The following is a 12,137-nucleotide window of genomic DNA, read 5'->3' as shown; positions in this document are numbered from 1 at the left end:
CGAATGTTTTTAGAAGCAGGGAAAATTTTTTTAAAAATTATTGGGCTATGATTTTGATTGACAGTAACATAGGTTGTGTTTAGGCGGTTGCTTCTGCAGCGGTATGCCAAAAACGCGACGAGCTGCCCATTTTTGAGCAGCTCGTCGCATTTCTTTAAATGGGGCTCTTTTGCAGCCCCTTGTGTATTTAAGTTTAGCAGCCTTTGCGCAAATTGTCAGCATATGCGTCTGGCAGCTCGGAGTCCTCAATTGCTCTGGCGGCTTTCTCGAAGTCGTAGGCGAAGCGGATGAACTCCACTGCTATGCTGTCTTTGTTCAGCACCGAGCTGTGCTCATCAATCGTCAGCATGACATAGCCGCCCCGGTTGTTGGCATCCTTGGGCTTGCCTACCGAACCAATGTTGATAGCATGACGGAAGTGGGGCTGGTCGCCCTCGCCGCTGTTGAGAATGCGATGGTAGGGCTTGTGCGTGTGTCCGAAGCACATAATATCGGCGTCCGCGTCTTTCATGATGCGCAACAGGCTTTTTTCGTCGCGGTCCTCAAACAGGTACTCGTTGAGCTTACGCGGGCTGCCATGCACCAGCAACAGGTTCAGCTTGTCATCATTCAGTTGAAACTCCACTTTGATGTGCGCCGGCAGGGTGCGCAGGTAACGGCGCTGCTCAGCTTTAATGATCTTATTTGTGAAGGCGATGGAGACGGTGCCATTGGCTTTCTCCGCTTCCGTTTTGTAGGCACAGCCGCAGTCGTCGCTCTCCCTGCCTATGCCAAAATCGTAATTGCCCGCTATGGTCGGGATGTTGCGCCTGCGGATCTCGTCAATCACCTCATTTGGCCAGATGTTATACCCAACCAGGTCGCCGAGGCAGTATATAAAGTCAGGCTTGCGGGCATCTACATCCGCAAAAAACGCCTCCAAAGCAGGCAAATTGGCATGTATATCACTGAAAAGGGCTATGCGGGTCATAATTGTTGAGATTATAAGTGTTGCTGCCAGCCAAGCAGCGGAATCATTCGCATGCTTTTTAGAGCCAGCCTGTTAACGTAAGCAGGTTTTATGATTGCAATATTACGATTAAAGATTCGATCACACAACGGTCTGGTATTACCGATTTGTTAACGATGAAAGCAAGTTCGCTGTTAGTATAATAAGTGCAGCTTAGCTTCGCTCCACCACGATATACCTGGCTGAGAAGCCGTTTTGCTTGTAAAGTAACTGAAGTGCGGTGATCAGGGAGGCTATACCTGTCGCTTTGGTTTGCTGCCCGCCAAGTGGGCGGAGGTAGTTCTGAAATCCGCTGCCTGGCACACGCATCACCACGCGTCGGGCGTCGGACTCCTGTACTTCAGTCAGCGCTTTGGCGAGCATGACCTGGCGCATGTAGGGGAGGGCAGACTTCATGCTGCGGTAATCCGAAAAGGCATAGAGACGGCAATAGGAGTTGAGTTTAACAGAGTTCACGCGTCAAAAATAGCGCATAAACCTTTACCAGCACATCATGTCCAGCAGGTTGATCTTATTTGTGTAGGGCTCCAGGGCACGCTTGGAAGCCAGCCCCCTGATCAGCCCGACAATGTGAGACTCAGGGTTACTCCATACCTCCGCGAAGAAATCACCCATGTCGTACAACTGAATGCGGTAGCCGCGCCGGCCCCGTTCAGCCAGAAAGGTCCCATGAGCCCAAATCATCTCCAGTCTACCGGCCAGTGTGTGGGTGTTAAAAAAGCTCAGACCCGGACTGTGGTAAGGGTATTGGGGTGTAGATGCTTTATTAATCACTGCAGGACTCTTCAGGGTTATCGTAATCCCAGTACACCTCAATGGTGGCTGGCTTATCCAGATAGGCGGGTATAGGCGTGTAGATGATCAGCTCCCAACCGGCTTTAAGCATATCTTCCCGATGCAAACGCCGCGCCTGCCACATCAACCGCTCGTGTATCTCCTGCCCAATTGGGCGATGGCTCCCCACATACGGACTGCCCTCCTCAAATTTGAATGTGGTTGTATGCATAAACTACAATTTTTACGGGTATACCTTATACTACGTAAGTTGTTATGATTTGAGGCACAGATTCTTGAATAATTATCTGAGTAGGGCAGGGTATGGGTATTGTTGGAAACAGGTGCTAGTAGAACTGTCAGTCATTGGCGGTATTTACTTTCTCGAACAGCATAAAGTGCTGGATCGGCAAGAAATCCTCCTGACGCTGGAGGCGAAAGCCGTTTGCCTCCAGTTCTTTTTTGATCTGCTCCTTAGTCATCTTGTGCAGTTCTTTGATCCGGACATCGGGATCCTCGGCCTTGTACTCAAGCAGCAGGAGTTTGCCGTCCGGCTTTAAGGCCGTGTGTATCGACTTGAGAATCTCTTTTGGATAGGCCAGCTCATGGTATACGTCCACCATCAGGGCAATGTCGATCGCTTGGGCTGGCAGGTTCACCTGCAGACTGTCGCTCTTGACGACGGTTACATGAGTAGCCCCTTCTTTATCCCGGCGAGACTCGAGTGTCTTGATGAACCGATCCTGCACTTCTACCGCGTATACCTTGCCTTTTGGCACCCTGGGTGCTATCTGGAAGGTATAGAAACCCGTGCCTGCTCCAATGTCGGCGACTACCGTGTTCGGTTGCAGGTTCATGTTCTCTATTGTACGGGTGGAGTTTTCTTCCTCCTGCCGGGTGTCGCGATCCAGCCAGTTGCCACCGGTAGCCGTCATAATGGCGGCGATCTCCCGGCCCATGTATACCTTGCCAGTGCCTCCTGACGAAGGCCTTTTGTAGGTATAGCCCTCCTGCGTGCTGGTAGCTGGCTGTTGGGCCTGGCAGGCGTGGCATCCGCTCAGGCACATGGTAGTTAGCAGTGCGAGTAGTAAAGCGGAGCCGGAAAATCTGGGGCGTTTTGTCATACCGTGTATTTCTCTAAGCGCTGGGTCAGGTCGTCTATTAACTGCTCGGTCCATTTTTCAGCCACCAGTTCGTAGTCCGCATTATCCCAGCTTTGCAGGTAGTCCTTCTCCAACCATGCGTTATCCTGGTTCGGGCCGATGGTGTAAAAGGTGCGGTCTAATTTGAAAAGCAAGTCCTTGGTCAGGTCAAAGTTATCGGCCCCCACCCGCTGAAAGCCCTCTAATCGTAACCTTAAACCCATTTGGTTCACATTCCCCTTGTCCAGGCTGATCTCTGTTGTGGCATCGGAGCCTGGTTCACGCGTCCAGGTGTCTACTAGTTTCTCGAGTTTAAAGTCATGGAAAAGCGGAATAACGTCCGCCAGGTGTTGATGGATGTGCTGTGCCAGCTCGGGCAGAACAGATTCGTAGAGCTTACGTAAAGCTTGCTTGTCTTTAATTGGGGTATCTTGCATGGTAAAAGGGTATTCTGTTCCTTCTATACGAGCAGGCCCTTATTTTTGTCGCCCCGTCGGAAGGATACTTTATAAACGTCTGCAGGTGGCATTTCAGGTATAGTAAGCAGCCTCTAAATTGCTTAGTGGGGCCTTTGGCCTATTTTTTGTATCTTGTGCTGAAATTTATCATTCACTTTAATATTCTATGAAAGAACAGATCATATCGGCCGGTAAGGTATCCGGCGTTGTGGCCCTGTTGGCGCTGGCAAGCTGTACATCGGTGCAGACGCCGCAGACACAGGACACACAGGCTGCCACCGAGCAACAGCAGCAAGCTGAAACCAATGTGCTCCTGCAGGAGTGGAGCGGCCCATACCAGGGTGTTCCTGCCTTCGATAAAATGAACCTGGCCGACCTGAAGCCAGCGATGGAAAAAGCCATGGCGATCAACCTGGCCGAGATCGAGGCGATTGCCAACAATCCGCAGCCTGCCACCTTCGAGAATACCATCGAGGAGATGGAAAGAGCCGGAGAGGAACTGAACCGTGTGTTCACGTATTACGGCATCTGGGGCAGCAACATGTCTACGCCGGAGTTCCGCGAGATCCAAAAGGAAATGGCTCCGAAGATCTCTGAGTTCAGCTCGAAGATCTCTCAGAACGAGAAGCTTTTCCAGCGCATCAAAACCGTGTACGAGAACTCGCAGAAGAACCCACTGCCAGCTGACCAGCAGCGTGTGGTGGACCTCATCTACAAGAACTTCGCCATGGAAGGTGCTGACCTGAGCCCTGAAAAAAAGAAGCGCTACGCAGAGATCAACAAAGAACTTTCTTCGCTGTACACCGCCTTTGGCAACAACATCCTGGCCGACGAGGAGAAGTATGTGGTGTACTTCACCAAAGACCAGCTGAGCGGTTTGCCGGAGTCGTTTGTGAAAGCCGCTGCCAAAGCTGCCGCCGACCGTGGTAAGCCGGGCCAGTATGCCGTAACCAACACCCGTTCTTCTATGGACCAGTTCCTGACTTACTCGGATGAGCGCGGCTTGCGTGAGCAGGTATGGAAGAACTACTATTCTCGCGGCGACAACAACGATGCCAACGATAACAAGCAGAACATCGTCAATATCCTGAAACTGCGCAAAGAGCGTGTAGGGTTGATGGGTTACGATAACTATGCTGAGTGGCGCCTGCAGGACCGCATGGCTAAAACGCCAGAGGCTGCGATGGAGCTGATGATGGCCGTATGGCCTGCCGCAACTGCCCGTGCCCGCGAAGAGGTGGCCGACATGCAGAAACTGGCGAACGCCACGAGCAAAACCAAGATTACGATCGAGCCATGGGACTATCGCTACTACGCCGAGAAAGTGCGTAAAGACAAGTACGACCTCGACTCTGACGAAGTGAAGCAGTATCTGGAACTGGGCAACCTGACCCAGGCCATGTTCTTCACGGCAGGCGAACTGTTCAACTTCGACTTTAAGCCGGTACCGGAAGGATCTGTGCCTGTATTCCACGAAGATGTGAAAGTATGGGAAGTAACCGACAAGACTTCAGGCGAGCACATCGGTCTGTGGTACCTCGATCCATTTGCACGTCAGGGCAAGCGCTCTGGTGCATGGGCTACTACATACCGCGCCCACACGACTTTCGATGGCAAAAAGAACGTGCTGTCGTCTAACAACTCCAACTTCGTGAAGCCTGCGCCGGGCGAGCCTGTGCTGGTATCGTGGGACGACGCGACCACCTTCTTCCACGAGTTCGGTCACGCGCTGCACTTCCTGGCCTCTAACGTAAAATATCCTACGCTGAACAGCGGCGTACGTGACTACACCGAGTTCCAGTCGCAGTTGCTGGAGCGCTGGTTGTCTACCGACAAAGTGATCAACCAGTTCCTGAAGCACTACAAGACGGGTGAGCCGATGCCGAAAGAGTTGGTGGCCAAGATTGAGAAGGCTGCCACTTTCAACCAGGGTTTTGAAACAACAGAGTTCCTGGCTTCAGCTTTAATGGACATGCATTTCCACCTCGCCGACCCGAACAACATGGACCCGGACAAGTTTGAGAAAGAAACCCTTGCTAAACTAGGTATGCCGAAAGAGATCGTGATGCGTCACCGCTCACCACACTTCGGGCACGTGTTCTCCGGCGAGGGCTATGCCACTGCTTACTATGGTTACATGTGGGCTGACGTGCTTACCTCTGACGCCTCTGAGGCTTTCACTGAAGCGCCAGGTGGATTCTATGACAAGGACGTTGCCGCCAAACTGGTGAAGTACCTGTTTGCACCGCGCAACTCCATGGATCCGGCAGAAGCCTACCGTATGTTCCGTGGACGTGACGCCAAAATCGACGCGCTGATGCGTGACCGTGGCTTCCCGGTACCGAACAACCAGGGTAAAAAGTAAATGCCTGTCTCACATAATAAAACAGAAAAGCCGCTGACATCAGCGGCTTTTCTGTTTTATACCTATCATGCTTAAGCAGGCTGGTTGGATATACTGCTGTTCCAGATGTCCTTGTGCAGCTTCCATCGGTTGTCGTCCTTTTTCCAGACAACGAGGTATTTGCCATGGTCTACCTCCTGGTCTCCTTCTGCATACAATTTATAAGTGCCTGCCTCTATGGCTACCTCTATGTACTGCTCTAAGTCGAAGGTGTTGAGTTTAAGCCGTTTCAAGCCCATGTCTCTGGCTCCCTGCCAGAATTCTTAAATGGCTTTTTTGCCTTGCAGCATATCAAAACCGGTTGGGAGAAGCATGGCCTCTTTTGTGTACAGATCCGCAAGACCCGTGGTCTTGCCCAGTTCAAAATGAGATTCGAACTGCCGGTTAGCATTTTTGATCTCTTCCTGGATGTTTGTGCTGGTTGTTTCCATAGTTGTGTGGTTTATATATGTGGTTAGAAAATTCTATATGCTACCGCACTACACTGGCTACTTACACAGTGGCAACCTGCGACAATGACGTTACTTCTCTTCTTTCGGCTAAAGTGTATCCAGCGGGGTTCTCTATGCAATTGTATACGGGCTGCTTAAATAGTTATATTTAACCTGATTGTCATTATGAGAAATGTTTAGTGAGTAGCTTTTTTTAGTAGGTATATAGGATGTAGATGTTAGCCTTTTGATTATCAAACTATTGTATGATTGGGTATAGCTTTTTGAATTAGTCGGTAGGAGGGTAACCTGAACGCACTGGAGGCGATGCCGAAAAATAATTTAAAAATTACCTCTTCATTACAACCTTTCAGGAAATACTTCGTAAGCTTTGAGTTAACAAGTACATGGGTGCTGAGTAGGAGGAGAAAAACTGTCCTATTTTGCCCAGACCTTCAGAATACCGATTGCCTGTTTTATGGATGAATTCTCTCTTTTTAGCAGCAAGCTTCAAACTTGCGATTTAATTGTATTGACAGAAGCGGACGAGATCCGTACCTATTGTCGTTTTTATGCCAATGGTCTTTACCAGGACCGAATGTTTATTTCGGATGTCTCTGTGAAAGAAAACCTGACGCAACTCAGCAGTGAGGAAGACGTGATCGATTGGAACGGTGTACAAAACCTTCGGAAAAAGTATTGCGAAACTTTTCGCTCCGAAGGTATAAACTCTGAGCCGTCTGCAGAGGCTGTCTAGCAAATCTTACTAAGCGGTTTTAATAAAATATCTGTTCGGGGCGGGCTGTCTGGCACGTTGCCAGGATAGGTATGGCCTGTAAAAAGCGAAGGCTCCTTTGAGGGGAGCCCTGCTTCTTCAAAGGATTGCCTGAAAGGCAACCTTCAACTTTTAGCCGGTGCAAAGATAGGGAGAATTATATCTGTAATTGGTGCAGTTGGGCAAAAAAAATATTCTTTTTGAACTATCTTGTAAAGATATTATTCAATATAGTTTTAATGACAGAATGTGGTTGATTATTAGGTTAGATGATCACCTCGAAAATATAACAGAAAGAGGGAGCCTAAGCTCCCTCTTTCTGTTTCTCGAAACGAGATTATAGTAAACGCTTCTTACTTGTCGCTTTGGTAGCCAGCAAGCTTGATCATCTTATTGTAGTTACCTAGTAGTAAGAAAGAAGGTGCCCACTGTCCAACGAACAAAGCTTCCTCGTCTTTCTTCATAATCTTCAGTGTCGCTGATACGGCCATTGAGCCCAGTGCAGCCCATAAAAATACATCAGATGGGATGCGGGAGGTATAGTCTTCAATGGCTGCAGCTACCGGTCCTTCTTTATGCTGTGGATTCATTCTGTCAGCTTTGTTTTTCAAATCCTGTGCGTCTCTTTTAAGATCTTGTGTGTCCATAGTTCATATTTTGTTTAGATGGTACAATACCATACAGAACGAAATAGAATTATGATTGTTTGCAAAAATTGAAAAATATGGGGTATGCGTGGCCTCACGAGGTCATTGCGCGCTATATTATTGCAACAATATATGTAAATTGGCAGCCTGAAACTGAGGGGAACCCTCAGGGTGTCCTCTATAAAGGATCGAACCCACTAGACAGCCTATATTTTGGAGCTTTCCGCACTTCTTGAACCACTGGCCGGCACGCCCCAAACCACCCTGGCATTAGCAGTGCTGCTGCTGCCATTACTGGTTTTTGTGCTGCTGTACCCGGCTGGTAAAAAGCTGCCCCGGCAGGGTGACTGGGTGGGAATTGGCGCCACTGGTTTAGCTTTCGCACTCTCGATCTACCTCTTCACCCAAACCTGGAACGCGGAGGTGTCCCATAGCCGAACCGTCTGGTTTAGTCTGCCGGGCGGTTACATAACCAATTTTACAGCAGGTATACTGCTCGATAACCTCACAGTGCTGATGCTGGTCATTGTCACCTTCATCTCCCTACTGGTGCAGCTCTTTTCGGTGGGATACATGTACGGCGACAAAGGGTATAGCCGCTACTTTGCCTACCTCAGTCTCTTTACTTTCAGCATGCTGGGTATTGTGCTGGTTGATAACCTGCTGCTGCTCTTTATGTTCTGGGAGCTGGTGGGGTTCTCATCTTACCTGCTCATCGGCTTTTGGTATGAGCGTCCTGCTGCCATTGCGGCCAGCAAAAAAGCTTTCCTGGTCAACAGGGTTGGCGATATCGGGTTACTGCTTGGTCTGTTTGCTTTTTATACCTATTTCCGGACGTTTGACCTGGAGACGCTGCGCGCGCTGATGGGGGCGGGGGAGTGGCTGAACGGCAGTTTTGTGACAAGCTATACCTTGCAGGGGCAGCTATGGTCGGTAGAGTTGAGTCCGCTGTTTCTGACGCTGGCCGGGCTTGGCCTGTTCATGGGTTGCGTGGGTAAGTCGGCGCAGTTCCCGCTGCAGGTATGGCTGCCCGATGCCATGCAGGGCCCGACCCCGGTTTCCTCGCTCATACACGCGGCTACCATGGTCGCGGCTGGCGTATACCTGGTGGCGCGCTGCTATACTTTCTTTACAGTTGACGCCCTTACCGTCATTGCCATCGTCGGCGCCATCACGGCACTGTTCGGCGCCCTTGCAGCACTCACGCAATACGACATCAAAGCCGTGCTGGCCTTTTCTACGATATCACAGCTCGGCTACATGGTAATGGGCATGGGGACCGGCGCGCATGATGCCTCGCTCTTTCACCTCACTACACACGCTTTCTTTAAGGCGGCCCTTTTCCTGAATGCTGGTATCATCATCCACGCCATGCACCGCGGCTTGCATCATGCGCACCTGCCTGCTGATGTTGATCCGCAGGATATCCGCAACATGGGTGGCCTGCGCAAAGCCATGCCGTTTACCTTCTATACCTACCTGCTGGCTGCGGCGGCATTGGTCGGTTTGCCCTTGTTTTCAGGCTTCCTTTCCAAAGATGCCATTCTTTCGGGCAGTTGGGCCTGGGCGCAGACAATGAGCCAGGCCCATGGAAACAGCCTGTACTATGTAGTGCCGATCCTTGGGTTTACAGTCGTGCTGCTGACAGCTTATTACATGGGCCGTCATTTGTGGTTCATGTTCTTCGGCTCGTTCCGGCTACCTTTTGATGCGCGGACGCTGCGACTCTCAGTAGGTCAGGAGATAGAGCGGGTAATGCTTGTACCTGTGCAGCTACTGGCAGTGTTGTCGCTGGGCATTTTCTTCTCGCTCAATCCGCTGTCCTTTTCTGGAAGCTGGGTGATGCAGGGAATCAGCCTCAACCAACTTTTACCGGAAGGTACTTTTCTTGCCAGCAGGCTGATCGAAGCCGTAACGTTGCAGGATGCCGCTAACGGCACGGCGCACTTAGTGATTGGACTCCTTTCGGCTTTGCTGGGAATAGCAGGTATAGCCCTGGCCATCGGAAGGTATAAAGGCAAAAGCAGCGAAGCACTGCTGCAGGAGCAGCCACGGGGTACGTTGGCACGGCTCACTTACCATCATTACTATTTGGATGCCGCCTACAACAGGATGTTTGTACGGCCGGTGCTGTGGATGTCCCGCATGCTCTACCGCCTCGATAAACGTGTGATTGACTATACCTTAGATTATGCGAGCAAGTGGCTGGTGGTGTTTTCCAAGATCGTAAAGTGGTTTGACAAATGGGTGGTCGATGGCAGTGTGTGGCTGATCGGAGCGATGGCTAAAGTGCTGGGTCGTTTCGGGCGTGGGCTTCAAAACGGCAAGGTGCAGTCCTACTACGCCTATTCCCTTTTCGGATTTATTCTGATAATACTATACATCATGCTGAATTGATGTTAATTTCGCGATCAGTTTGCTGATTTGAAGCTGTGCATAGTAGATGTGAGGATTTGAAAATTTGCAGATTTATAGATGCCGGATGGAAGTGACTGCAGAGTGAATCTCAATGCGTGCTCAGCAGGAAGAGTATCTCCAACTGAGCCCAAAGGAGCAGGTTTAGAGTAGCCAAATTCCTCCCGATGGCTCAACTATGAGAGTTTCCGAAGCGGGGATGGAAGACGGAAGATTTGCAGCAGTGCTTATCGATTTTGTGTAGGGTCAGACTTTTACTCGTGCAGGTGCGCGGCAACTTGGTCGTGCTACTTGACATGATACTTGTGTCGTAAAATAGTGTCGTAACATATTGATGAATTATACTCTTTCCAGCCTTATTTTTCTTCCCCTGCTGACAGCGCTTGTGGTTTTGCTCATGCCTACGCGCATGGTGCGGGGTATAAAAGCAGTAACGCTGGGTGGCACGCTATTGCAACTGGTTGTGGCCGTGTGGCTATACCTGGGCTTCGATGGCGCTGCGATGGCGAACGGACAGACAGGCTATCAGTTTGTGGAGAAGCTCGATTGGATCGGTTTCTCGCTGGGCAGTCTGGGGCGTTTCCAGATCGAGTATTTTGTGGGTGTGGATGGCGTGAGCATCAGCATGGTGCTGCTGACAGGTATAGTAGGCGTGATCGGCGTCATATCGTCCTGGAACATCACTAAAAATGTAAAGGGCTACTTCTCGCTCTACCTGCTGCTCATGACGAGTGTGATGGGCTGTTTCCTGGCGCTGGACTTCTTCCTCTTCTACCTCTTCTTCGAGTTTATGCTCCTGCCGATGTACTTTCTCATCGGGATGTGGGGTGGTCCGAAACGCGAGTATGCCGCGCTTAAGTTCTTTATCTATACCCTGATCGGCTCGCTCTTTATCCTGATCGTGATGATCGGGCTCTATACCTCTGTGATCGATCCAGAGGCAACGGCACAGCAGATGGGGTTGATCGGGCAGCACGTGCCGGCTAGTCTGGATTTGATCCGGCAGGTGCAGCAAATGCTGCAACAGGGCACGATCGCTGAGGCCGACATGGTACGAACCTTCAGCATACCTGCCATGATGGAGCCTTCCAATTTTATACCGGGCAGTCTGCTCCACGTTTTCTCAGGTGTTAGCCTGTTTGATCTTCCATTGCGTTTTGTGGCCTTCCTATTGGTGCTAGCTGGCTTCCTGATCAAAGTGCCATCGGTGCCGGTGCATACCTGGCTTCCTGATGCGCACGTGGAGGCACCGACGCCTATTTCTGTTTTGTTGGCGGCTATCCTGCTGAAAGTGGGCGGTTATGGTCTTATCCGGATTGTATACCCGGTTTTCCCGGATGCAGGCGCTTACTTCTCCACTTTTGTCGGTGGACTGGGTGTGCTATCCATCATTTATGGCGCCCTCTGTGCGCTGGCCATGAACGATCTTAAAAAGCTGATCGCTTACTCTTCGGTGTCACACATGGGCTTTGTGCTGCTGGGACTGGCCTCGCTGACGAATGAAGGGGTGAATGGCGCTATTTACATGATGTTCAGCCACGGTTTGATCTCGGCTATGCTCTTCCTGGTGGTAGGTGTGATTTACGATAGAGCACACGACCGCATGATCCTCAATTTCCGGGGACTCGCCAAACGCATGCCGGCTTATACCGCTTTCGTCGTTGTCGCCTTCTTTGCATCGCTTGGTTTGCCGGGCTTCTCGGGCTTTATTGCCGAGTTGCTGGTGCTGCTGGGTAGTTTCAGTGCACCGGAGGCGACGGGTATGCTGCCGCGCTGGATGGCTATTGTGGCTGTGATCGGACTGTTGCTTTCAGCGGCCTATTACCTGTGGGCACTGCAGCGCATGTTCTTCGGCAAATACTGGATCTTCCCGGAGTTAAGGCAAAAGGCTATTATTCACGATCTCACCAAACGCGAGTACCTGATGCTGGTACCGCTGGCCGTGCTGGCGTTCGTATTCGGTATCTTCCCACACCTGCTGCTCGACAAAACAGGCATGACGGTGACAGGCTTTACCGAACTGGTGCTAAGAAACGGACAGGAGCAGCTCAACATCCTGCAAGCGATTTTACATAGATAATA

13 protein-coding genes are annotated in these 12,137 nt (G+C 50.7%); 4 read left to right on the top strand and 9 right to left on the bottom strand.

What is annotated here, in order from left to right; genetic code table 11:
* Positions 1-193: 193 nt before the first annotated feature.
* From C8E01_RS03235 to C8E01_RS03210, 6 genes are all read right to left on the bottom strand, one after another.
* The gene (locus C8E01_RS03235) at positions 194-970 is read right to left on the bottom strand and encodes a metallophosphoesterase family protein (protein ID WP_116541930.1); all 777 of its coding nucleotides are present in this window, start codon (positions 968-970) and stop codon (positions 194-196) included.
* 192 nt (positions 971-1,162) lie between these two features.
* Complete coding sequence (locus tag C8E01_RS03230) at positions 1,163-1,465, bottom strand: hypothetical protein (RefSeq protein WP_116541929.1); 303 nt, start codon at positions 1,463-1,465, stop codon at positions 1,163-1,165.
* Positions 1,466-1,489: 24 nt separating this feature from the next.
* Positions 1,490-1,783 (bottom strand): hypothetical protein, encoded by a 294-nt coding sequence (locus C8E01_RS03225; protein ID WP_116541928.1) that lies wholly within the window; start codon positions 1,781-1,783, stop codon positions 1,490-1,492.
* Complete coding sequence (locus tag C8E01_RS03220; protein WP_116541927.1) at positions 1,776-2,015, bottom strand: hypothetical protein; 240 nt, start codon at positions 2,013-2,015, stop codon at positions 1,776-1,778. Before C8E01_RS03220 ends, C8E01_RS03225 begins: the two co-directional genes overlap by 8 nt.
* A 127-nt stretch (positions 2,016-2,142) precedes the next feature.
* Entirely contained in the window at positions 2,143-2,907 is a 765-nt protein-coding gene (locus C8E01_RS03215; RefSeq protein ID WP_116541926.1) for a class I SAM-dependent methyltransferase, read from the bottom strand.
* Positions 2,904-3,362 carry a hypothetical protein gene (locus tag C8E01_RS03210; protein WP_116541925.1) on the bottom strand — a complete coding sequence of 153 codons (459 nt, stop codon included), beginning with the start codon at positions 3,360-3,362 and terminating at the stop codon, positions 2,904-2,906. The genes C8E01_RS03215 and C8E01_RS03210 overlap by 4 nt, the downstream gene beginning before the upstream one ends.
* Before the next feature lie 187 nt (positions 3,363-3,549).
* Here C8E01_RS03210 and C8E01_RS03205 point away from each other — a divergent pair, with 187 nt between their 5' ends.
* Positions 3,550-5,748 (top strand): M3 family metallopeptidase, encoded by a 2,199-nt coding sequence (locus tag C8E01_RS03205; RefSeq protein ID WP_116541924.1) that lies wholly within the window; start codon positions 3,550-3,552, stop codon positions 5,746-5,748.
* Between the two features lie 71 nt (positions 5,749-5,819).
* On the opposite strand, the gene C8E01_RS03200 is transcribed toward C8E01_RS03205, so the two are convergent.
* Positions 5,820-6,020, bottom strand: coding sequence for a DUF4440 domain-containing protein (locus tag C8E01_RS03200; RefSeq protein WP_165820549.1), 201 nt, complete (start codon positions 6,018-6,020; stop codon positions 5,820-5,822).
* Between the two features lie 30 nt (positions 6,021-6,050).
* Positions 6,051-6,218: a Cif family virulence factor gene (locus tag C8E01_RS21585; protein ID WP_165820548.1), complete on the bottom strand. Its 168-nt coding sequence runs from the start codon at positions 6,216-6,218 to the stop codon at positions 6,051-6,053.
* Positions 6,219-6,696: 478 nt separating this feature from the next.
* Here C8E01_RS21585 and C8E01_RS03195 point away from each other — a divergent pair, with 478 nt between their 5' ends.
* Entirely contained in the window at positions 6,697-6,975 is a 279-nt protein-coding gene (locus C8E01_RS03195) for a hypothetical protein (RefSeq protein WP_133242709.1), read from the top strand.
* 371 nt (positions 6,976-7,346) lie between these two features.
* Here C8E01_RS03195 and C8E01_RS03190 read toward each other — a convergent pair whose 3' ends face one another.
* Positions 7,347-7,640, bottom strand: coding sequence for a hypothetical protein (locus tag C8E01_RS03190; RefSeq protein ID WP_116541921.1), 294 nt, complete (start codon positions 7,638-7,640; stop codon positions 7,347-7,349).
* Positions 7,641-7,853: 213 nt separating this feature from the next.
* Between C8E01_RS03190 and nuoL the strand changes: the two genes are divergently transcribed.
* Both nuoL and C8E01_RS03180 read left to right on the top strand, forming a co-directional pair.
* Positions 7,854-10,037, top strand: coding sequence for an NADH-quinone oxidoreductase subunit L (gene nuoL, locus C8E01_RS03185; protein WP_116541920.1), 2,184 nt, complete (start codon positions 7,854-7,856; stop codon positions 10,035-10,037).
* Between the two features lie 352 nt (positions 10,038-10,389).
* Positions 10,390-12,135, top strand: a complete 1,746-nt coding sequence (locus tag C8E01_RS03180; RefSeq protein ID WP_116541919.1) for a complex I subunit 4 family protein — start codon at positions 10,390-10,392, stop codon at positions 12,133-12,135.
* Positions 12,136-12,137 lie beyond the last annotated feature (2 nt).

Origin of the sequence: Pontibacter virosus (assembly GCF_003096355.1) — a bacterium.
Classification (GTDB): domain Bacteria; phylum Bacteroidota; class Bacteroidia; order Cytophagales; family Hymenobacteraceae; genus Pontibacter; species Pontibacter virosus.
Note: the sequence above shows the minus strand (reverse complement) of the source record. Positions and strands in the feature narration are given on the sequence as shown.